At 56.8% G+C, this 23613-nt stretch carries 14 protein-coding genes; 4 read left to right on the top strand and 10 right to left on the bottom strand.

Annotated elements, in window-relative coordinates:
- Positions 1–71 precede the first annotated feature (71 nt).
- The gene (locus OHL23_RS26865) at positions 72–1154 is read left to right on the top strand and encodes a LacI family DNA-binding transcriptional regulator (RefSeq protein ID WP_263355138.1); all 1083 of its coding nucleotides are present in this window, start codon (positions 72–74) and stop codon (positions 1152–1154) included.
- 351 nt (positions 1155–1505) lie between these two features.
- On the opposite strand, the gene OHL23_RS26870 is transcribed toward OHL23_RS26865, so the two are convergent.
- The gene (locus tag OHL23_RS26870) at positions 1506–5102 is read right to left on the bottom strand and encodes a carboxypeptidase regulatory-like domain-containing protein (RefSeq protein WP_263355139.1); all 3597 of its coding nucleotides are present in this window, start codon (positions 5100–5102) and stop codon (positions 1506–1508) included.
- A 324-nt stretch (positions 5103–5426) separates the two neighbouring features.
- Positions 5427–6566, bottom strand: coding sequence for an MFS transporter (locus OHL23_RS26875; protein WP_263355140.1), 1140 nt, complete (start codon positions 6564–6566; stop codon positions 5427–5429).
- Positions 6567–6767: 201 nt separating this feature from the next.
- Here OHL23_RS26875 and OHL23_RS26880 point away from each other — a divergent pair, with 201 nt between their 5' ends.
- Together OHL23_RS26880 and OHL23_RS26885 are read left to right on the top strand one after the other, a co-directional pair.
- Positions 6768–7235, top strand: a complete 468-nt coding sequence (locus OHL23_RS26880; protein WP_263355141.1) for a redoxin domain-containing protein — start codon at positions 6768–6770, stop codon at positions 7233–7235.
- A 9-nt stretch (positions 7236–7244) separates the two neighbouring features.
- Complete coding sequence (locus OHL23_RS26885) at positions 7245–7796, top strand: DsbA family protein (protein ID WP_263355142.1); 552 nt, start codon at positions 7245–7247, stop codon at positions 7794–7796.
- A 25-nt stretch (positions 7797–7821) separates the two neighbouring features.
- Here the strand turns inward: OHL23_RS26885 and OHL23_RS26890 are convergent, their stop codons facing one another.
- From OHL23_RS26890 to OHL23_RS26900, 3 genes are all read right to left on the bottom strand, one after another.
- On the bottom strand, positions 7822–8820 hold the full coding sequence (locus OHL23_RS26890; protein WP_263355143.1) for an aldo/keto reductase: 999 nt from the start codon (positions 8818–8820) through the stop codon (positions 7822–7824).
- A gap of 126 nt (positions 8821–8946) precedes the next feature.
- Complete coding sequence (locus OHL23_RS26895) at positions 8947–11628, bottom strand: serine/threonine protein kinase (protein WP_263355144.1); 2682 nt, start codon at positions 11626–11628, stop codon at positions 8947–8949.
- A complete protein-coding gene (locus OHL23_RS26900; RefSeq protein ID WP_263355145.1) occupies positions 11618–12226 on the bottom strand; it encodes a sigma-70 family RNA polymerase sigma factor in 609 nt (202 codons plus the stop codon). Before OHL23_RS26900 ends, OHL23_RS26895 begins: the two co-directional genes overlap by 11 nt.
- A gap of 652 nt (positions 12227–12878) precedes the next feature.
- On the opposite strand from OHL23_RS26900, the gene OHL23_RS26905 reads away from it, so the two are divergent.
- A complete protein-coding gene (locus OHL23_RS26905) occupies positions 12879–13601 on the top strand; it encodes a hypothetical protein (protein WP_263355146.1) in 723 nt (240 codons plus the stop codon).
- 68 nt (positions 13602–13669) lie between these two features.
- Here the strand turns inward: OHL23_RS26905 and OHL23_RS26910 are convergent, their stop codons facing one another.
- From OHL23_RS26910 to OHL23_RS26930, 5 genes are all read right to left on the bottom strand, one after another.
- On the bottom strand, positions 13670–15175 hold the full coding sequence (locus OHL23_RS26910) for an efflux transporter outer membrane subunit (RefSeq protein WP_263355147.1): 1506 nt from the start codon (positions 15173–15175) through the stop codon (positions 13670–13672).
- A gap of 8 nt (positions 15176–15183) precedes the next feature.
- Positions 15184–16368 (bottom strand): efflux RND transporter periplasmic adaptor subunit, encoded by a 1185-nt coding sequence (locus OHL23_RS26915; protein ID WP_263355148.1) that lies wholly within the window; start codon positions 16366–16368, stop codon positions 15184–15186.
- A gap of 16 nt (positions 16369–16384) precedes the next feature.
- Positions 16385–19726, bottom strand: coding sequence for an efflux RND transporter permease subunit (locus OHL23_RS26920; protein WP_263355149.1), 3342 nt, complete (start codon positions 19724–19726; stop codon positions 16385–16387).
- Positions 19727–19872: 146 nt separating this feature from the next.
- Positions 19873–20502 carry a response regulator gene (locus tag OHL23_RS26925; protein WP_263355150.1) on the bottom strand — a complete coding sequence of 210 codons (630 nt, stop codon included), beginning with the start codon at positions 20500–20502 and terminating at the stop codon, positions 19873–19875.
- Positions 20499–23537, bottom strand: a complete 3039-nt coding sequence (locus OHL23_RS26930; RefSeq protein ID WP_263355151.1) for a sensor histidine kinase — start codon at positions 23535–23537, stop codon at positions 20499–20501. The genes OHL23_RS26925 and OHL23_RS26930 overlap by 4 nt, the downstream gene beginning before the upstream one ends.
- Positions 23538–23613 lie beyond the last annotated feature (76 nt).

Genomic DNA, 23613 nt, shown 5'->3' on the forward strand with positions numbered 1-23613 from the left:
ATTGCTGTCTCCGCGCTTGCTTGATGATCAGGCTTGCGCGGACGACACAATTCTCAGAGCTGACTGCGACGATGAACAAGAAGCCGAATGCCAACCTCGCCAAACCAAAATCCCCAGCGATGATCGACGACTCTTTCGGACGAAAATCGATCGCGCTCAAGGAACTCTCGGCTTATCTCGAGCTCTCCCAGTCAACTGTTTCGCGCGTTATCAACGGAGGAGCCAAGGCACACCGAATCTCAGAAGAGACGCAGCGCCGCGTGCTCGCCGCAGCCGCTGAGTTTGGTTATGAAGCGAACGTCATTGCCCGCAGCCTACGCCAAAAGCGGACATTTACCATTGGCGTGCTGGTGCCGGAAATCAGCGAGGGCTATTCGACGGCTGTACTCAGCGGTATCGAAGATGCGCTCCTCAAAGAAGGCTTGTTTTATTTTGTCGCCAGCCACCGGCATCATGCCGAGTTATTGGAGGCTTATCCGCGCCTGCTGATCTCACGCGCCGTGGATGGCATCATTGCGGTTGACACCAAGGTCAGCGAAAACATCCCTGTGCCGGTCGTTGCAATCTCGGGGCACAGGCACAGTCAGCACATGATCAGCGTTGAGCTGGACCACCGGCTGGCAGCACACCAAGCTCTCGAACACCTGCAAAAACTGGGACACCAACGCATCGCCTTCATCAAGGGCCAGGCTTTCAGTTCGGACACGAGCCACCGCTGGAAGGCCATCCGCGAGGTCGCAGGTAAGCTCGGTATCACGCTGTATCCGGATTTAGTTGTGCAATTGCGGAGCGCGGACCCTAGTCCCGAGCCAGGTCATCTGGCTACGCAGGAGCTGATCAACCGTAAGAGCCCGTTCACCGCTATCTTCAGTTTCAACGATGTCTCGGCCATCGGCGCAATCACCGCGCTTCGCGAGGCTGGAATGCAGGTTCCACGCGATGTTTCGATTGTCGGATTCGATGACGTGCTATTTGCGGCAACGAGTCATCCACCGCTGACTACAGTACGGCAACCGCTGCGGCAGATGGGGCAGATGGCTGCTACTACGCTCCTTGGCCTGATTCAAGGAGATGGAAGGATGGCTCCGGGTTCTGTGATCACGGTGTACTCGGAGCTCGTGGTTCGCAAATCCACGGCCCGATTGTCGCATTAAGCGTGCAACACTGTGGATCCTGCAACGAAGAACGAATCGAAAATTCGCAGTCTGCGAAGGCGAAAAAATACCCCCCCCCGGGGGGGGGTACATCGAAATCTCTGATAAATTGCAGATTCTAAATAGCTTGATCCGATTGTCAAGTGCGAAAAAGTGCTGTTTTTAGGGCATTTTTGTACATTTATTTGCATCTGTTTTGCACCCTTCAGCTTCCGCCTTCCTCGAAATTTGATTGGGCCACTGCTTTCATTGTGAATGAATCAAGCGTAATTCCGCGCAAAGGCGGCGTTCCAAATGAAAGATGGTCCGGAGACTTCCGGACCATCTTCTTAGCGTTTTGAGTTTTGGAGGTTAGAAGCTGAAGCGAGCCTGGAAATCGATAGTGCGTGAGCCAAGCGCACTATGCGCCTGACCGAGGCCTGAGTTTGCGATGTTGGTCGAGAGGCTGCTGGGGTTGATGTTCAGGAAATTGAAGAGGTTGAATATGTTGGCCTTGATTTCAACCTGCGCGTGTTCCCCCAGAACACGTATGTTGGGCAGACCGAATGCTTTGGCCGCTGTGATATCAACATTCCGGTATCCGGGGCCGGAGAAGGAGTTACGATCGATTCCCGGCGGAGGAATGAAGTTCGTTGTCGCTTGTCCGGCAGTGTCCGTGATGGCGGCCGAGTAGTTCGGAACCGAGAAGTAGTTGTTGTTGAATTGGTCGTTGTTGGTGCCTGTAATCGCAGTGCCCGGATTCGTGAAATTGCTGCCGGTTTTGAAGGCATTGTTGCCTGTGCTGACGCCGCCTCCTCCAAGATAGGTGGGACGCAGGTTCTGGTACCCGTAGTTACAGGTATTGCAGTAGATCTGGTGCGGCTCCTGATAGACCGGCGTCCAGCCGTAGCCTGTGTGAAGGGTCAGGATGCCGCTGAGCGACCAACCACCAGCGAACTTCTCAGCCCAGTTATTGCTTCCGTGGAAGATCACAGGTTCCCAGACGCCAAAGAGCTTGAACGCACTGTTGATGTCAAAATCCGACCGTCCGTAGGAGTACTTGGGGTTGTACAGATAGGGATCGCGGAAGTACGGGCCGGAGTCGGTATCCATGCTGTGCGCCCAGGTATATTGAGCCTCTGCAGAGAAGGTATGCGAGAACTGATGCTTGAGCCCTGCGAGCATCATGTTGTTATTCGACTTACCCTGACTGCCGAAGGTATTGACGCTGTTGACGAGGGGATTCAGCGGAGCGCCCAGGATATCTCCGAGGGCGTTCGCATCGTAGTTGTACAGCGTGTGGTGGCTGGAGCTGCCCTCGTACCCGAGATTCGCGACCCACGAGTGGGTCAGGTCTATTTCCATGTCGACTGAGTAGTGATGCGAATACTCGGTGGGCATTGTGCCGGGCAGGCCGCCGAGGTTCGCGTTACCCACCGTCGGCAGGCCGGCGGAGTTAAATGTAGTAATCGCGCTCGGGTTCGGTGGAAAGCCGAAGATATCGGTCGGGCTGCTCGAAACCGCGTAGAGGATATTCGGATTGATCTCGGCCGGGTTCTTGCTCGAGCCCGGAACAGAGCTGGTTCCGGGCGGGTTGCCGTCATAGTTGTTGGCGGTTGCGATCTGCTGCTGGTTATAGTTCAGGCCGTAACCGCCGCGAAATACGATCCTGCCATGAGAGGCCGTGGGACTCCAGTTGAAGCCGACCTGCGGTCCGAAGTTTAGCTTCTGCGCCTGCCAGGCGTTGATTCCCGTGCGTATGTTGATCCCGGTCAAAAGGTCGGAACCGCTGCCGAAGCTCAGGACTCCCATGTTGTTGTCCTTATCGGTGAGCGGTCCGAAATAGTTGTAACGCAGTCCGGCGCTCAGAGTAAGGTTGGGACGAGCCTTCCAGTCGTCCTGGAAGAAGATGCCGTACAGAGTCTCGCGGTTGTCATTGCGGTATCCGCCGGGGATGCCGGTCTTTGCCTGAAACGGACCGCCTTCCGCTTCGGGGGCATCGTTCAGGAAGTCCCAGATGTTGTAGAAGGTGTAATTCGGCGCTCCGATGGGATCATTCAGATAGTAGAGCCGGGTGAGATCGAAGCCGAATTTCATGGTCTGTGTACGCAGAACCTTGGTGGCCACGTCCTTGTAGCCGTAGGTCCACTGATCGTAATGAGCCGGGGCCGACACGCCGAGATTGCCCAAGGTTATGCTGCCAATCGCAGTGATTTGGTCCTGGGGCAAGCCAAACGGGGCCTGGGGATTGCTCGCAAGCTCGTTGTAACGCCAGCCGGCGGCATTGGCGCGGGCCTCGTTAAGAAAGGTCGGCGAGAAGATGTGATTCCAGATGACCGAGAAGGCATCGTTGACCTGGTCATGGTTGAAGAGCTGATACCCCAGACCGCCGTTGTACGTCGTTGTGCTCGCCGGAACCCAGTAGATCGCGAAACTGGCGTGATCTTTTTGGGTTACGTCAGCATCGAGACGTCCGTTGTACTGTTTGAAGTCGCTGCTCGTCGGGTTGCTGATGCTGTATTGCGCAATATCGGGGATGTTCGAGAGTCCGCTGCCGACGCCGGGAGTGCTGGCGCTGACGTAGGTCAGATCCTGCGTGCCGAGTGCGGTGGTGAGCGGCGAACCGATATTCAAGCCTTGTCCCGCAATGGTTCTGCAGTTGACTCCCTCAGTGAGGTTGGCGTCCGCGCAGTTTGCAGAGGCGATGACTGTTCCCAGAACAGCCGCACCCTTGAAATTGAGGTAAGTGGAGGCAATGCTGTTTGCGGGGGCCAATCCTACAAGTTGAGAGGTTGGAAACCATTGGGTGCTTGTCTGAGGAACGGTCTGGCTTTGGCCCTCGTAGTTGAAGAAGGCAAAGATCTTGTTTTTCCAGATTGGACCGCCGATACTGCCACCGAGTTGGTTGTAACGGTCTTCATCCCGGAGCAGGCCGCGTGCCGCGGGTGTAAGCTTCTGTCCGCTGGCGTTATACGCATCTACCGACTGAGGACCATTCCAACGCTGATAAGCGTTCAGCCCCGGGCGATTGACCTGCACGAAAAAGCTTCCATGAAGATCGTTGGTACCACTCTTCGAGGTGATTTCGGTAAGCGCACCTGAGAAGCGGCCATTTTCGGCGTCGTAAGCATTCGTGACGATCTTCACGTTGCTCACCGAGTCCTCGCTCGGGGTAACAATGGTCGCTCCGCCCCAGACGGCGCTCACCGTGCTGATGCCGTCGACGGTGTAGCCGTTGGTTTCAAACTGGCCGCCGTTGGCGCTGGCCGAGGCGCCATTCTCTGTGGCAAAGATGCTGCTTGAGTGTCCCAGATTGCCGCCGCCGCCGGATGAGGCTCCGGTCTGCGTGCCAGGAGACTGAAAGCCGCCGCCGCCCGCCGATTGCGAACCATCGGCCAGGACTCCGGGAGCCAACTGGATGAGGCTGGTGACGTCGCGCTCATAGGTCGGCATGTGCTGGACTTCGTTCTCGGAAATGCTCGCTCCGTTGTTCGCAGTCTCGGTATCGATCGCGGATTCAGTGGAGGCATTTACGGTCACTGTCTGTGCTGCTCCGCCGACTTCCAAGGCTACATTGACCGCATTGGCCTGTTCCGGGATCAGTACCAGTTGGTCGAGAACCTTCTTTTGAAATCCATCCTTTTCGACGACCAGCGTAAATGTATCAGGTGGCAGCGCGTTGAAATTGAAGATTCCATCGGCATTGCTGGTACGGACTTGAGTCTCCTTGGTTCCAATGTCGGTGAGCGTGAGTTTTGCCCCTGGAATCACGGCGCCGGTGCTATCACTCACCACCCCTTGAATCGAAGCTCGATATTGGGCCTGAGCCATGGGCGCGAGGAGAAGGAGTAGCGTGATGGCTATCCATGCGGCCCAGGCTGTTCCGTTTCGACCTGTCTCGTTCAGAATTTCGCGCGCTAATATGGCGCTGGATTTCGTCTCTACTTGTGTTGCATCTGTGCGTTGCATCTGTCCTCCGTGAATTCGGTGCAGGAATTGCTCGTGCAATTTCTCGTTTTTGGTCTTTTTCATTCGCATCGCTGCCGCCAGAGTTCCTCGCTGCGGAGTTTGCGACAACTACCTTGCGCAAGCGATTGCGCAACGGCTATAAGTGATACCATCCCCGAATAACGATCGTCAAGTTCAACGCTTTGAGCACTTTCACCGCTCCGGCAAAGAGCCGGGAAAAGCCAATCGTAGAGGGCTAAACAATGAATTCGATATCCTGAATTGCACTACTCTTCTAATAGAAAAATTAGCAATCGGGCAGGTCTGGGTTGCGGTTGAATTAATTCATTTTTGTAAGCCAACCGGGTCAGTAAGCCGGGCCAGACGCAGACCTAGAATGAGCATCAGCACCGAGGCGGTCAACGGCACAACCAGACCGGTCCGAAGCGAGGACGTCGAACTGGAGACAATCCCCGTGAGCCAGGGAAAGAAAGCTGACCCAAGGCCGGCGACAAAAAAAATCGCCGAGTTGTCGGAGAACTGCAGCGCGATGGCGAGCAGCAGTGGGTAAACCGGGCCCAGTCCGAAGCCCACCAGGAAGACCCCTGCCAGCATTCCAAGACTCGCTTTGCTGGCGATGAGCATGAGCGTTCCCGCTACAACTGTGCACAGGCTCTGGATCAGAACCAGCCGCTCCGACCGCCGCCGCATCAGAATTGACGACGCAAGCATCCTGCTCAGCATCAACCCTACCCAGAAGCAGGAGCCCGCTGTTACTGTTGTGGAAATCGTCTGCTGCGTACGTTGTACATAGGCTGCGATCCATCCACCCATTGAGCTTTCAATGCCCGTTGGCAGACCTATCGCGAGCACCAGCGTTAGCGGCCAGAGGGCCAGGCTCCATTTGCTCCTCAATGGCGTTCGATTCGTGGAATCCGCGATCGAATCCGGTTCAAAGAGCAGAGTCCACAGGCCAACGAGAGCAAAAAACAGGCCCAGGAATGAAAAGATGGCTCTCGCACTGGCAATCCGTAGCGAATGCGTCGCCAGGGTGGGGCAGATACAGGCCCCGAGCGCCCAGACCAGGTTGAGGCGGTTCAGTTCAGCCCCGCGGCGCAGAGGATGACGGCTTGCCTGAAGCAGGCTTGTCGATGTCATCGTCAAGCCCAGTCCCAGGCCAAAGACTGCCATGCACAAGAAGCAGCTCCAACTGGAACTGTAGGCCATGCCGACTGCGCCGATTGCCGCGAGGAATGCTCCCGCAGCCAGTGAACGCACCCGGGAGGGTCTAACCACCAATGCCCCGAGCGACGAGCCGAGCCAGCCGAGGAAAAGCAATAATCCGGCCTGACGGTCAGCAAGAGACCATTGCGCCAGTAGGATCGGCAAGACAGAACCTGGCAGGGCCATCCCTACCCCTGTGGCGGCAAAGCTGAGGTAAATGATCGTTCCAGAGAGGTAACGCGGAGGCTTCAATATTGTCATTCGAATTGACAGTTAACCTCTCGGACTTGACTCGGACTTGGCGAAGCACCTCAGTGATCTTACTCCCACCCGGGCTCCCACCCGCGCGATGGCCTGCGGACAGGCTGTCGAAATAAATCAGGCTACGAGTCTTGCCGACGCCACATCCGGCAGCTTCTAATAAGGCTGCACCCATCAGTCAGAAATCGAACGGAGATTACCATGTCCACAGTTTTGAGCCCGGGAACACCAGCGCCCGATTTCTCCCTGCGAGTTACGCCTGACCAGAAGCTTTCCCTCAGCGACTTGCGCGGACGCCCGGTCATTCTAGCCTTTTATCCCGCCGACTGGAGCCCGGTTTGTGGCGACCAGATGGCGTTGTACAACGAAATCCTGCCGGAATTTCAGAAGCATAACGCCGAACTGATCGGAATTTCGGTTGATGGTGTCTGGTGTCACGCGGCATTTGCCAAGGACCGCAATCTGCATTTTCCGTTGCTGGCGGACTTCGAACCGAAGGGTGCAGTTGCGAAGGCCTACGGAGCCTACTTTGAGGCTGCCGGCATCACCGAACGGGCTCTATTTGTCATCGACAAGGATGGCATCATCCGTTGGAGCTACTGCTCACCGATCGCCGTGAATCCAGGCGCGGATGGTATCCTCGAAGCTCTGGAAGCTCTGGAAAAGTAGGGGGTCGGCATGGCCATACTGAAGAATCCAGTCGGCAGTCAGGATCATATCCAGGGAAATGCGAAGGCTCCCTGCACCCTGGTCGAATATGGCGACTACGAGTGCCCTAACTGTGGGGAGGCATATCCCCTCGTCAAGCAGATACAGGAGCACTTTGGGGAACAACTCCGCTTCGTCTTCCGCAATTTCCCCATGACGAACCTTCATGCCAATGCGCAGGCTGCTGCCGAGGTTGCTGAGTTTGCGGGAACCAAAGGGCGATTCTGGGAGATGCACGATTTGATGTTGGAAAATCAGAAACGCCTGGGAGATGACCTTTACACGGAGCTCGCGAAAAAACTGGAGATCGACCCTGCCGCGTTGCACGAATCCCTGGAGAAGAAGACTTTTACCAAGCATGTACGCGACGACTTTAGTGGCGGGATGCGCAGTGGAGTCAATGGCACCCCAACCTTTTTCATTAACGACCGGCGGCACGACGGCCCGAAGGATTTCGGCCACATTGTTAAAGCGATTGACGATGCGATTGCGGCAAAATCAAGCACCAGTGCGAAATCGTGACCCTCAGGCTGATCGTCATACGTGACTATCTGTAGCTATGGCCGAGAACGGGATGCGGTTCGTAGGCTTCCTCCAGCTTTGTAATCTCCTCCGGAGTGAGCCGAATGCTCATCGCCGCCAGCGCATCGTCTAGTTGATATGCCTTGCTTGCGCCGATGATCGGTGCGGTCATGCCGGGACGTGAGAGTATCCACGCCAAGGCTACCTGTGCATTCTTGACGCCGCGCACCTGCGCGATCTCAGTGAGGCGATCGACCACTGTAAAGTCCGATGCTCGGTAGTAAAGGCTGTGAGCGTACTCGTCTGTTCTGGCACGCGTTGTCTCGCTCTGCTTCTTGTCTTCATTCGCCTTGCGATTGCCTGCGAGAAAGCCACGAGCGAGCGGACTCCAGGGGATGAGCCCAATCCCTTCCGAGAGGCACAGTGGAATCATCTCGCGCTCCTCTTCGCGATAGACGAGGTTGTAGTGATTCTGCATGGTGACAAAACGTGCGAAGCCATGCTCCCGCTGCGTCTGGATCATCTTCAGAAACTGCCATGCGTACATAGACGACGCGCCGAGATACAGAGCCTTCCCGGCTCGCACTACGTCGTTCAGCGCCTCTACCGTCTCCTCGATCGGCGTTTGCGAATCGAAGCGATGAATCTGATACAGGTCCACGTAATCCACACCAAGGCGCTTCAAACTCTTGTCGATAGAGGCCATGATGTGCTTGCGCGAGAGTCCCCGGTCGTTCGGCGCATCGGACATCGCATTGAAGACCTTAGTGGCAATTACGACGTTATCGCGCGACCCGGCGAATTCCTTAAGAGCGCGTCCGGTGACTTCTTCACTCACGCCAAGAGAGTACATATCAGCGGTATCGAAAAAGTTGATGCCCGCCTCCACTGCCTGTCGAATCAGCGGCTTCGAGGCTTCCTCATTCAGCACCCACTCGCGCCATTGACTCGTGCCGTAGGTCATCATACCCAGACAAAGGCGCGAAACCTTCGCCCCGGTCGTTCCGAGATTTACATAATCCATCCAAACTTCTCCTATGAAATTCACTGCAAGGCCAGATCATTGCTGGCCGGCTACTTCGTTCCGTTGGATGATGCAAACCTGTGCGACGATGCTCAAATGGAGCCGCCACGAACCCGCAGGCGGGGACTACGGCAGCATACTCCAAGGCTTGGCGAGAGCAGCGTTGCAGATCGCGATCTCGTGTTGTATCCTGTGTGGCTGCGCGGCATCGGCGTTTCCCAGTGGCGCCTTCCTTTCGAGTTGAAGCCATGTATCAAGGCTTTCCTGATACCACGACCGCGCCTCACTCCAATACTTGTTCTTTAGAGCTCCGGAAATCCTCGAAGTCAAGGCAAGATGCTCGTACGTGTCCGCCAGCGTAGAGCGGGCATAAGCAAGATCGACCGGTTTGAAAAAATTATCAGCCTTGTCCCCGGCAGCCAAAGTGTCAAAGATCTGCACCGCTTTGCGCGCACTCTGAATTCCCTGCTCAGGCGCGCCCAAGGTGACGAGAGCCGAGCCGACGCCCATATAGCACTTGCCAGCGTAGCGCAACGCAAGAACGTCGTGCGTGTCGGCCTTGGTCAGTTTCAAATAGCCTGCAAGCGCTGTGCGAAAGTATGGCAAAGCCTGACGCTGTAATCCCTTTTGCGCCAGGTAGACTCCGTTCCAATACTCGCTCTCCAACAAAAACTGCTGCAGCCTGGCGCTTTTCGGATTTGAGGCGGCCAGGCGCGCAAGTATATCGTGAGCCTTGTGCTCGAGAGCGACCGCACCATCCAGATCTCCCTTCGAAGCGAGATCCCCGGCCATATAGCCGTACACGCCCGCAAGCCTCGTCTCCATCTGCTGCAGGAATTCAGGTGAGCCAGACTTGATTGCCTCTCGAATTGCGGCCGATTTGCGATAGTAATCCAGTGAAGCCCTCATATTTCCCAAATCCGCCAAAGTGCCTGCGAGATGGAAGCACACTCCTGCAAGGCTTTCCTGAGCCTCTACATCGTTTGGCCGCTCCTCCGTTAGTGCTTCAGCGATGGCATAGGCCTTTTGCAGCACATCCAGGGATGCAGCAAAATCGCTGACTGCTTCCAAGCCCAACCCAAGCCGCAGATACGCCCCCACCAGCGCTGACCGGTCTTCGAAATATCCGCGCTTGTCATCCGCAAGTGTAAGCCGGATTTTGAGAGCTTTGCGATAGCTTTCAATCGCGCCCGCGGTGTCGCCCAGGTTAGCGAAGTAAGGGTTGCCCTGGACATCCCCAACTCTCTCATAGGCCGTCGCCAGCTCACGCTGCAAACCCGGTGCCTCAGCGGATTCCTGCGAGAGGCTGTCCAAATAAACCAAGGCACGGTCGACAAGCAGCTTGCGCGCAGCGGTCGATCCAGGCAAATCAGCGATGCTGTCGTGAATCTCGAATAGCAGCGAATTTGCGAGGCTGCGCAGATCATTGAAGCGGCGCTCGGCGCGAGCCTCTTGCATGCGTGCCACCCGTGCTTCGCGCACAATCACCGCGACGCCGATCATTCCTACAAGAAGAAAAATCGCCGTCGCCGCGAGGACCAGATTGTGGCGAATGGCGAACTTGAGAGATAGATAGGTAAAAGTGCCACGCCGGGCTGTGACCGGCAAGCCGCGCAGGTAAGAACGCAAATCCTCGGCGAACTCCCGCGCCGAAGCATAGCGACGCTCCGGCTCCTTGCGCAGCGCCTTGAGAATGATCTGGTCAAGGTCTCCGGATAAAATGCGCCGCAGTCTTTTTGGCGTGGAACTCCGGCAACTGCTGACAAGCTCCACCCTAGTCTGCTGCGTTGGGCTGGTACTGCCTGAACCGGACCGACCGGTAATCTGACCGGGACGGATGATCGCACTGCTCGGCTTTTCCGGAGCTGTCTCGCAGATTGCGTGCGCCAGATCGTATGGAGAGTTGCTGTCAAGACGATAGGGCATTCGCCCCGTCAACAGCTTATATAAAACGACTCCGAGAGAATAGACATCCGTTGCCGTCGTGATGAGCTGGCCGTGAAGCTGTTCCGGGCTCGCGTACTGCGGGGTCATGATGCGCAGAGCGGTGTCGGTCCGCTCCAGCTCAGGATAGGTCGCATCGTGACTCAGAATTGTGGCGATGCCAAAGTCGAGCAGCTTCGGAACACCGTCCGCCGTTACGAGAATATTGCTTGGCTTGATATCTCGGTGCACTACCAGCCGCTGATGCGCATATTGCACCGCGGAGCAAACGCTGCGAAAGAGGTCAAGTCTCGCTGTCGTTCCCAGTTTTGCTGAGTCGCAATATTCGTCGATCGGCTTCCCTTCCACCAGTTCCATCACAAAGTAGGGATGGCCTTCTTCGGTAGTGCCTCCGTCGAGCAGTCGCGCTATGTTTTCGTGTTCAAATCCGGCGAGAATCTGGCGCTCTCTCAGGAAGCGTGCTTCTACGGATTTCCTGTCCAGTCCCTGACGCACAAGCTTGATCGCGACCTGCATTTCGAATTGGTCATCGGCCCGGACAGCCCTATAGACATCCCCCATTCCGCCTTCGCCCAACTTGCCGATAATGCGATATTGCGCAATGCGCGTGCCGATCATTGTGTCGGACGCGCTGTTCTCGATGGCTCGAAGATCTTCGGCGAGTACGTGCGCCATAAATTCCATAGCAGGCTTTTCGAGGAAATTCGACGGTCGCTCGCCGTACCGAATCAGCGACTCGACCTCGGAGCGCAGGTCCTCATCCTCGGCGCAGGCAACCTCAAGCAGAGAGCCGCGCTCGGCGGGTTCCCGCTGCATTGCCTCGTGATAAATCCGCTCGATTCGTTGCCAGCGATCACGCTCCATGACTTGCACTCCCGTTCGTGCCTCTATGTGCTTCTCCATCCAATTCCCGCAACAGCCACGCGCGAGCCACGCTCCAATCTCTCACAACTGTTTCAGCGGAAATCTGCAATACTTCCGCGGTCTGCTCGATTGTAAGACCACCAAAGAAGCGCAGCTCGACGACCTTACTCTTCCGTAGGTCTGTCTCGCCCAGACGCGTCAGCGCATCCTCCAGCGCGACGAGATCGAGGTCCGGTTCCGCCGAGATGACCATCGCTTCGTCCAGAGGAATGTGCTGCGCGCCCGCGCCGCGCTTCTGATACCCGCGTGCGCGCGCAAAATCAGTGAGGATACGGCGCATAAGCTGCGCGCAGACGGCAAAGAAATGCGCCCGATCATGCCAATCCACTTCGCCCGCCTTGATCAGCCTCAGATAGACTTCTCCGATCAAGGCTGTGGCCTGGAGGGTGTGCCCATCTTTCTCCCGCGCCATGTAACGCTGCGCCATGCGATGAAGCTCGTGGTAGACGATATCCGTGAGTTGCTCAAGCGCAAGCTGATCCCCTCTGCGCCAAGCGTGCAGCAGTAGGGTGATTTCGGAGGAGGAGGGCGGGCTCATATGCTTATTCGCTAGTTGTCAATATCCTTCATTCTTGCCAGCGTCTTCACCGTCGCGCCAAAGCTGTGTTAGCAGACACTCGAAAAGCGGCCAAAAGACTATCCAATAGACATAAGTCTTTTCTTTTCATTTCGACAACAAATCAACCGAGCGCCACTTAGCCTGATCTCTGCGCGCGTTGCGGCGGGACAATTTCCTGACAGGCTGAAACACGCAATAGAGATGTGCTCCCGGTCGACGTGAACCAGCCTGCTTTCTTGTGAGGATCACTATATCCGGCTCCTGCTAAGTTGCACAATCGTTCTTGCAAGCATCCTCGCTTTCCGCCGCACCTGTCGGTCTGGAGCCCATTCGCACTTCGACGCTCAGGTTCCGGCTCGGTTCCGGCAGATCCGCTGAGACGATCGGTCACATAGGAGCATCGAATCTTTGAGAGTTAATTTGAGCCGTTCCGCGGAACAGCCTGCAACAGATTCGGAAACTTGACTGTTGAGCCCTGCGCGTAAAGCTTTCGTCGTTCGATGGAGTTCGCTCGCCGGCTCGTGCGGGGCACGGGAGATTCTCCTGGCGCCCGGCGTGAAGTTACGCCAGCAAAAGGTTCAGCAGATTCCTCGATGAAGATATTCCAACTAAGGTGAAATGAAGGATAAGTATGAGTGATTTAACCCGTCGCAGTTTTGCGTCGAAAGCATTTGCCGGGATGGCAGCTTTCGGAATGGCTTTAGATCTGAACCAACCGGCGCAAGCACAGATCGTATGGAGTACTTCGCAATGGAAGCTCGCTTCCTTTGAAGAACTGTTGCATGAAAAGGCAAGAGTGAAGCAGCTCTTCGACATCACGCGCGTTGAAGATGGAGCGTCGCTCGCTAAGGTGAAGAATTCCTTGAATGGGCTTCATTACGGGTTTGGTGTGCCAGTGGATCAAATCAAAATCATTTGCGGCATGCATGGACAAGCCAATCTCCTTTGCTATGACGACTATGTCTGGGAAAAATACAAGATTGGCGCATGGCTGAAGATCAATGATCCTCGCACTGGCGAGCCTTCGGTGAAAAATCCGTATTATTTCAGCAAGTTCACGGGAGACGCCGCTCGGATTACATCGGGAATGGACCCGAGCGACGAAGCCTCTCCCCTGCAGGATGCGAGCATGGAGGGACTGAAGCGGCGCGGTGTACGCTTTCTAAGTTGCCACACGGCATTAGAGGAGCAGGTGCGGCAACTGATCAAACATTACAGTCTCTCTGAAGACCCGGAAACGATCGTACATGACATGCTGGCGCATGCGGTTCCTGGCGTCCTGGTCGTTGCGTCGATGGTATCTGCGATCGCTCTGCTGCAATGCGAGGGGGGATATAGCTACGTGACGGTTTAGGTTGCGGATTTATCTGGCCGGCCAATGATGACGATTGGCCGGCTCTATCGTTTGGGACAGCCCTTGAGCTAGCGGGCTTTTGCATCGCTGATGGCTGGAGTCGTCTGGGTGGCATCAAGATGGGAACTAACCTGCCCTGATGGCCTCCCCTCCCAGCCTCCGCCAAGCGCCTTGACAAGTACGACGGTGGCAATAAGTCTCTGTCCGCTGACCTGGGCTTCCAACTGCTCGTTGTCGAGTAACGTTTGTTCCGCATAGATGACATTCAAGTAGCTCACGAGCCCGGCATTGTAGCGGTTCAATGAGATCCTTTGCTGGTCGCGGGCGCTGGCCACAGCGCTTGCAGAGTCATGCTCCTGATTGGCGAGAAAACGGAGGGCCGCGAGTTGATCTTCGACCTGCTGATATGCAGTCAGCACCGTCTTTTCATATTGCGAAACCGAGACCTGATAAGCGGCGCGCGCATTGTCCACCTTGGCGCGAATGCGGCCTCCTGTAAAGATAGGTGCGACCACGCCGGCTCCGAGGGAGGCGATGGTGTTCTGCCAATCCAGGATTGCGCCGGGATTGGCGCTTTCATATCCTGCGAAACCGGTGAGCGATAGTTGCGGGAAATAGGCTGCTTTCGCCACTCCGATCTGTGCGCTGGCGGAGGCCATGGATCGCTCGGACGCGACGATATCCGGACGGCGTTCGAGTAACTGCGAAGGAACTCCAGCGGGAATGGTGGGGGGAGCCTGCAGTCTTGTGTCGACGGCAATGTGGAACCCTTCCGGCGTGCGGCCCAGCAGTTCAGCGATTGCGTGTTCGAGTTGATCTCGTTGGATGTGCAGCGCATCTCTCTGGCTGCGCACCTGATTGAGCAGTGTCTCCGCCTGTTTCACGTCGAGTTCACTCACGAGTCCGTGCTGAAACTGGTTGTCGACGATCTGGTAGCCCTGCTGCAGCGCATTCACTGTCTCATCGAAGATCGCCAACTGTGCATCCGTCTGGCGCAGGCTGTAGTAATCGACGGCCACGGAGGCACTCACCGAAAGCTGGACAAATCGCAAGTCTGCATCCGAGGCTTGCTTCATGGCATTTGCGGATTGAACCATGCGCCGGATCTTACCCCACGCATCGATTTCGTAACTCAGTGTGAGGGGCAATAAAAGGTCGTTGTACGTGGAGGCCAAGCCGTATGTATTGCCGTTGTTGGGGCGATACTGCGCCTCTCGTGTGCGTGAGATCGATGGATCTGCGCCGATGGTTGGAAGTTGATAGGAGTGCGCCACACGCGCCATCGCGCCTGACTCGTCAACCTGCGCGACCGCGATCTTGATGTCGCGGTTCGCGTCGGCGGCCTGATCTTCCAGGTTGTTGAGAACCGGATCGCTGAAGACGGTCCACCAGTTCGACCACGCGATGTCTGATTGGGCCTGCGCAGAGGCCTCGACATGCGGCTCTTCAAACGCCGGGGCAGTTGCGACAGCAGGCTTATGGTAGTTTGGTCCCACGGTGCAGCCGGCCAGCATGCTAATGCAGGCGGTTGCGAGAAGACAGTGAACTTTGGTTACGCGTTGCACATTCGACATCAGAATCCTCACTTCGCCTGAGCATTATCGCTGTGCTGTATCGATGCATGCATGCCATCGACAAGAAAGTCAGGCGGATTGGCGACGAGCTGGTCCTGCTGCGTAATTCCGCTGGTGATCTCCATCGTTCCGCCAAGATCCTTACCCAGCACCACCTTGTGCAGTTCGATCTGTTGTTTGCTGTTGACAACGGCTACCTGCGGACCGGCTGACTGGAAGAGAATCGAGCCTGAAGGTACGACGAGTGGACGGACCGGGGAATGCAGCGCGAAATGTACTTCCGCATACGCACCGGGCATCAGCTTGCCCGTTGGGTTGGGCACGTCGACTTCGACCAACAACGTTCGCGACTGGAGATTGATGGCGTGATCGCTGCGAGTGACGCTTCCTGCAAACATCTGACCGGGAAGAGCCGTGAGCCCGACATTCACCTTCATACCATTTTGAATCTGTTCACTGTACGCCTCGGGCACGGACACGAAGATACGCATCATGCCGATTCTCGAAACCCGAAAGAGCTCAGTGCCCAGGCCGCCGTTGCCGGCGTTTACGAGATCGCCGATGTCCGTGCGCCGCTCGGTGATCACGCCGTCAAACGGAGCAATGATCTTCTCGTAGCGCTGCTCCTGCTCGAGCCACGCAACCTGCGCGGTCGCGGACTGTACGCTGGCTCGCTGCACCGCCTGGTTTTGCAGGTTCTGATCGAGTTCCTGCTGCGAGACGGAGTTGCTTACGATCAGATCCTGGTAGCGCTTTGTGGTGGTGTCTGCCAGTGAAAGAGTGGCTCGCGCCTGGTTGAGCGTTTCGCGGGCCTGCACCAACTGCTGGTCGACCTGTGGTGCATCGATGGTGGCAAGAACCTGACCTGCTTGCACATGCTGGCCGATGTCCGTGTACCACTTCGCTACGTATCCGTTGACGCGAGCGTAGACCGGTGATTCATCGAAGGCCTGAAGCATGGCCGGCAGGACAAGGTCTTGGCTCGCGTCACCGGGCGCGGCATGGAAAACGGCAACCGGCTCTGCAGCGGAAGCCTGTGTTTGCGTTGCGAGAACCTTTTCGGTTTGCATGCGGGCCGCTACAGTCACCAGTCCGCCTACGCAGAGCACCGCTGGAAGAACGAGAAACCAAAGCAGTTTCCTACGGCCGGAAGCCTGGACTCTCTTTGTTGGTTGATTCGATCGCTGGTTCATTTGCTTCCTCCCAAAATTAGCGGTGTTTCCGCATCACGCGTTCGACAAGGTGAATCATCCGCCCCAGAAATCCTGTCGCATGCCCGTTCGTCCGAAGCTCGCACTGGCAACCCAGGGCCAATTCGCCGGCCCCTTCCGGATGCAAGGCGGAGGATGGAGTGCCGGGCCCATCTGCATTTTTCTTCTGCCGAATTAACGCAAAGACGGTCGGCACGAAGAAGAGCGTGGCCACTGTCGCTAGAAGCAGGCCGCCAATTACGGCGCGTCCAAGCGGCGCATTCTGTTCTCCGCCTTCTCCCATGCCCAGCGCCATCGGCACCATGCCGATCATCATCGCAGTTGCGGTCATCATTACGGGACGCAGCCGTGTTGCGCCGGCTTCGACGGCCGAACGGAATGCGTCCTTCGTCTCACTGAAGCGTTGGTTGGCAAAGCTGATGACCAGAATGCTGTTAGCTGTCGCCACGCCAACACTCATAATTGCCCCCATCAGTGCGGGAACGCTGAGCGGAGTGCGCGTCAAGAACAGCATCCAGCAGATACCGGACAGCGCACCGGGTAATGCTGTGATGATGATGAAAGCCTCGCTCCAGGACTGGAAGTTGACTACGAGGAGCAGATAGGCCAGCGCGATTGCAAAAGCAAGGCCGCCGAGAAGCCCGACGAAAGAAGACTGCATGGTTTCGACCTGACCGCGTGTGACGAGGTGACTGCCTCGCGGCAGAGTCTTCTCCGCTCGCTGCGTAATCTTTGCAACGTCGCTTGCGACTGAACCAAGATCGCGGCCCTGCGCGGTGGCGAAGACATCGATCACCGGCTGAACGTTGTAGTGACTGACGTCCGCTGCCTCTTCCGTAGGATGCATCGAGCTCAGATTTTCAAGAAGCTGAGGCGCGCCGGTTCCGGGCATGCCAGTTCCTGAGCTGTTGGTTGCAAGAGCAGCAGATGAAGGCGCGCTGATGGGAATTGTGCGCACGGCATCGAGCGAATTGATCTTGTACTGTGGCGTTTGCACGACCAGAAAGTAGGAGACGCCGTTCTTCGGATTGAGCCAGAGATTCGGACTTGTCTGCAAGCTGGAACTCAGCGATACCAGCATGCTGTTGGCGACGTCCGATTCGGTTAAACCCATCTGCTGCGCGCGTACTCGATCTACGTTGAACTGCAGGCGAGGTTCGTCGAACTGCTGGCCGATGTACACGTCGACGGCTCCGGGAATATGCCGTATCTGCGCGGCGATCTGCTTTGCGACTTCCATGTTGGCGACAAGATCCTTGCCCACAATCTGAATATCGATGGGCGCAGGCACTCCAACGTTCAACGTCTGGCAGACAATATCCGCCGGCTCGAAGAAGAACGTCGTTCCAGGAAACTTGTTCGACAGCTCAGTGCGCAATTGCGAGACGTAATCGGCCGTCGGTTGATGCTTCGGCTGCAATGATCCAAGTACCTCGGCGTCCGCGTTGCCGATGGTGCCGCCGTTGCTGTACGAAAGATTGATACCGCTCACCGGAAGCCCGATGTTATCGAGAAGCCCTCCAAGCTCCGAGGAGGGAATGGTCTTGCGAATGGTGCGCTCCACCTGATCGACCAGGCGAGCCGTCTCTTCAATGCGTGTTCCGGTCTGAGCACGAACGTGCAAGCGGAATTGGCCCGAATCCACTTCGGGGAAAAAGTCTCTTCCCAGAAACGGTGCAAGCAGCAGGCTGAGAAGACAGAAGCCCAGGAATCCGCTTGCAAAGAGTTTTCTGTTGGCGATGCAAGCTTGAAGAACATTCTCATATCTCCCCTGCAGCCGCTCAAACGCATGCTCGAATCGCTGATGAAGGCGCGCAAACCATCCCGCATTCGCAGCATTCGCGTTCTTGCGATGCTCAACTTCGGCGCGCATCAGGAATTTCACCAGTGTGGGCACGATGGTGCGCGAAAAGAAATACGAAGCCAACAGCGCGAAGATCACTGCTTCGGCCAAGGGGACGAACAGATACCGCGGAACACCGTGAAGAAGGAACATCGGCACAAAGACGATGCAGATGCACAGGGTTGAAACGAAGGCAGGCACGGCGATTTCCTGCGCGCTGTCGAGGATCGCCTGTTCCAGCGGCTTGCCCGCAGCTAGTTGACGCTCGGCGTTTTCGATTTCGACTGTCGCATCGTCCACGAGAATTCCGACTGCTAGCGCGAGGCCGCCCAGTGTCATGATGTTGATGGTCTGGCCGGTGAGGCTCAGCACCAGCAGCGACGTGAGGATAGAGAGCGGGATGGAAACGCAGATGATCAGCGTTGCACGCCAACTGCCGAGAAAGACGAGAATCAGGATTGAAGTAAGCGCAGCGGCAATCGTTCCCTCACGAATGACTCCATTGAGCGATGCCTTCACAAAGATCGACTGGTCGAAAAGCGGCCGCATCACCAGCTCAGGCGGAAGAGTGGTTGCAATCTTGGGCAGCGCCGCGCGTATCGCGGAGACTACGGAAAGCGTCGACGCATTGCCGGACTTGAGCACCGTGAGCAACACGCCCCGGTGTCCATCCTGATTCACGATGTTGGTTTGGACCGCGAAGCCATCGTGCACGTGGGCAATGTCACCCAGATGAATCGTGGCGCTGCTTACGGTCTTCACCGGGATGTCGTTTAGTTGTTGAATCGTCTCGGGAGTCCCATTCAATCCGACGTTATATTCCCGCGCTCCGATCTTGGCGGTGCCGGTGGGCAATACGATGTTCTGAGCATTTACCGCGGAGACAATGTCCTGCGGTGAAAGGCCGGTGGAGAGCAGCTTCTGCGAATCAATATCCACCATGATTTGCCGCACCTTGCCGCCGTAAGGAATCGGCACAGCGGCTCCGGGAATGGTGGCGAGTTGCGGACGGATGAAGTTGGTGGCGTAATCATTCAGTTGTTGTTCGCTGAGGTTTTTTCCGCTCAAGCCTATCTGCAAAATCGGAACGGTCGAAGCGCTGTAGCGAATCACCAGAGGCGGCTGAATACCGGGCGGCAACTGCTTCATTGTGGCCTGCGCTTCGGCGATCACTTCGGCGATGGCGCCATCCACATTGGCGCCGGGCTGCAGGTAGACCTTAACAACCGCAACGCCATAGAGCGACTGTGATTCGATGTGCTCGATGTTGTCGACGGTCGTGGTGAGGGCCCGCTCATAAACAGACGTGATGCGGTCGCCCATTTCGCTGGGCGCAAGCCCGCTGTAGGTCCAGATGATGCTCACGACCGGAATGTTGATCTCCGGGAAGATATCGACCGGCGTACGCATCAACATCACTGGTGCGAAGAGAAACAGCACGAGCGCCAGGACGATAAACGTGTAGGGCCGCGAAAGTGCAATTCTGACAATCCACATAGAAGGCTCAGGCACTTGCGGGAGGGTGGGAATGTGTGATTGAAGAGAACCAGTCCCAGTGCCTGAATTCAGACTATGGATATTCGTGAGAGTACGAAACGCGAGACTAGGCAGGTATGCACTAACTCTTTCGGGTGTATTCCGAATTAAAGATGAAGAATGCCTCGTCGCAGCGCCACGGTGACGGCTTCCGTTCGATCGTTGACCTCGAGCTTCTCAAGTATGTTCTTCACATGCATCTTCACGGTGTCTTCAGCAATTCCAAGCGCGGCGCCGACCTCTTTGTTCCGTTTGCCAGCGGCAATTTCAGCGAGCACTTGCAGCTCCCGATCGGTGAGCTTCTCGGAGCCCAGATGTTCCGCAATCTTCTCCGCTACAGAACCTGGAATATGCCGCCGTCCGGCATGCACTGTACGAATGGCAGCGAGCAATTCGTCACGTCCTGTTCCTTTCACAACGTAGCCTCGCGCACCAGCTGCAAAGGCGCGCTGGATGTCGGCGTCTCCTTCGTATGAGGTCAGAACGATGACCTGACGGCCGGACTCATGCGCGAGGATCTGGCGAGTGAGTTCGTGTCCGCTCATATCCTTGAGCCGCAGGTCCACGAGAGCGATATCGATGGCCAAGGCGCGAAGGAGATGCAGGGCCTCGGCTCCGGATTCGGCCTCGCCAGCCAGTTCCATGTCAGGCTGCAAGGCAATGATGCTCGCAAGGCCTTCGCGAACGATAGGATGGTCGTCCACGCATAGGATTCGGATTTTCTTCGTCGAACTCACTTCTCTTTCTCCTCTCGCGGTCGCAAACGAAAAGGTTCCCACAATCGCCATCCAGAGCGATTGTCCGCTTCGCCAGCCGAGTCCTTTTGATACGCTCGGATTCCTGGAACCGAGATGAGCACCGTTGTTCCGCTTCGCGGCGCACTTTGTATCATAAACTCAGCTCTTATGCGGGCTGCGCGTTCGCGCATACCGACAAGTCCATAGTGGCCCGGTGCTCCCGCTCGCAACACTGTCTCGTCAACGCCCGGTCCCTCGTCGTGAACACTCAAATCGAGAGATGCCCGGCCAAAATGGAGGCGCACCGTAATCGCTGCTTCGCCTGCATGCTTCAACGCATTGCGCAATGCTTCCTGTCCTATCTCACTTAAATCCTCGGCAATTTCAGGACACAATGGCCGTTCGTTTCCTTCCATGAGATATCGCACGGGTATCCGGTCCTTGTCCGGATACGCTTCCGCGGTTCTTCTCAGCGCCTCCAGAAGCGTCGGTCCGGTAATCGTGCGATCGCGCAGGGACTGGAGGGTGAGCCGTCCGCTTGCGATTGCGGAACGCGAAAGAAACAGGGCTCGCTGAAGCGGTTTCTTCGCGCCCGTGTCTTCTTGTATGAGGTCGTGTGCAACCTCCAATTGCATTCCGATGCCCACCATCTCCTGAAGGAGATGGTCGTGAAGTTCCTGCGCAATGCGGGTGCGTTCTTCGACACGTTCCTCATACCGCAATTTCATCATCCGCTGCGCTGTTCTCAACCGGACTCTGAAAATAATGAGCACGCAGGCGAGTACGACGGCTGCGCATAGCAGTCCGAACCAGAGGGTTTGAAAGTACGCGGGAGCAAGGATGAAGTCCAGTGTGGCTCCGGTATCATTCCACACGCCGTCACTGTTTGCCGCCAGGACGCGAAACATATAGCGACGCGGAGGCAGGTTTGTGTAAGATGCCTCGCGCCGCGATCCGCCGTCGTGCCATTCCCGGTCGAAGCCCACGAGCCGGTATCGAAAGCGCACCTTTCGCGGATCGGACATGCATAGTCCAGTGAACGAAATTTGAATGCTGTGCGTAAGCGGCTGCAATCTGATTGCCCGCGAGAGATCGACCTGCTGCCCGTCGGCTTCGAGTCCCAGGATTTGAATTGGTGGAGGGATCGGGTTTGTTCGCAGGTGTGCCGGGTCGACGACAGCGATACCCTGCGAGGTTGTCAGCCAGAGACGACCATCCGGCGCAAGGACAGCTGGAGCGTTGCCTTCCCGATCGGGGCTGTTCTCGATTCCATCTCCATCGTCAAAGAGCTTGCCCTGAATCCCTTCGGTGCTTGAAGACGCGTTGTTACGGAGTTCCCGCGCATCGAGGCGCGCGACGCCGAAGTTATATCCAAGCCAGATATTTCCGCCGACGTCAGGGATCGCCCATAGCAGCCGGTCGCCGGGCAAACCGCTCTTTGTATTCCTGCACTCGAAGTGTTCGCCGTTAGAGAAGCACAGGCCGCGTTCCGTGGCCGCCCAGAGCTCTCCTGCGGCCCCTTCGGATAGTCCGCGAACTTCGCCCCCCGACAAACCGTCCTGCGGCGAATATGCGTGGAATTTACCATCCCGATAGTTGACGATGCCGCCGTTCTCCAGGCCGAACCAGATCACGCCATCGCGACTACTGTACATGGCTGTGATCGTCTGCCGGACAAGGGAGCTGTCTGTAACTGGCGCAGCAGGCTGGCTGGGCTTTTGGTAGAAGAGTCCTTTATCGGTGTCATAGAGCCAAAGCGTTCCAGTTGAATCTTCGGCGAGCTCCGTAACCGCAAGGAAGTTCGCATCCTGGCGCAGGGACGCGATGCGCCCATCTGTCCACTGCATGAGCCCACCTCTGGTTCCTATCCATAGTCTCTGATCCCGGCCCATCAGCAGGGAGAGAATTCGTGTTCCTCGCAGATAGACGGCATGTTGCTCGCCGACTATTTGCTCAAGGCCTTCTGAAGTGCCAAGCCAGACGGAGTTATCTCTCCCCGCGGCGATTGAGGTGACGGTGTCGCTGAGCAAGCCTTCGCGACGGGTTAGCGAAAGGATACCGTTTCGCCGCAGCCGATCGAGACCGTTTTCGGTCGCCGCCCAGAGATTGTGTTCTCGGTCTTCAAAGAGAAATCGCACGAAATCACTGGAGAGTCCCTCACCGCGCGTAAATCGCTCCTCGGATGCGTGTCCATCTGCAGGCGTGAGGCGAAGGACGCCGCTCCCCAGCAGGGCGATCCATACGTTTCCGTCGCTGTCAACAGTCGCTCCCGAGATCGTGGACGGTTTGGGAAGAGGTGCTTTTGACTGCCAGATCGTCTTCCCGCTCCCCGGCGACTGCAAGCTGCCGTGTTCGTCGAGCAATTCGAGGCGACCATCCGGAGTATGCAAGAGCCATGATCGGAGAGTCGGGGATGGGGCTGGGGATTGGGCCGGGAATTGGATCATCCGGCCTTGCAAGTCAACGTGAAATACTCCCTTGCCGGTGGTGATCCATTCGCTGCCGTCGCGGTCCTGCTGTGGTCCGGAGAGCCAGCCCATCGGCAGATCAAGAGGTGGCCGCAGAGACTGGAGAGTCGTTGCATCGAGATGCCAGAGGGCTTTGCTGGTCGCTACCCAGAGAGAACCGTCTTGCGCCTCCTGAATCGATTCCACGTAGGAACGCAGCGGGCTGGTTTGAAGATCGCCGTTCCGCATCTTTCCGAGCAGGCCGCTACCCGTCCCCAGAAGCAGGTCTCCCGTGCGGAGGAGATTCAGGGTTGTCACACGTCCAAGCGGCTGGCCATTCGGTCTGACCGAGCGCCACTGCGTGAATTGCACTCCGTCGAAGCGCACCAGGCCGTCGGCTGTACCAAGCCAGAGGAAGCCGTCGGGGGTCTGCGCAACTGCATAAATGAAGGTCGAGGGGAGTCCGTCTTTGTGCCCCCATGCGGTTACCGAGTATTGAGCCGTCGTTTGAGTGGCATGGATTTGCCGGCACGGCGCAAGCCCGCTCAGAACAGCGAAGCCTAACGCCACTTGATAAGCACGCCTCAAACGCCGCTCATTCCACACACCCATATTCTAAGAGTTGCCTTCTGGCGGCGCTTAGGTACCGATCAAAACTGAGTTC

This window comes from Acidicapsa acidisoli, assembly GCF_025685625.1.
Classification (GTDB): Bacteria; Acidobacteriota; Terriglobia; order Terriglobales; family Acidobacteriaceae; genus Acidicapsa; species Acidicapsa acidisoli.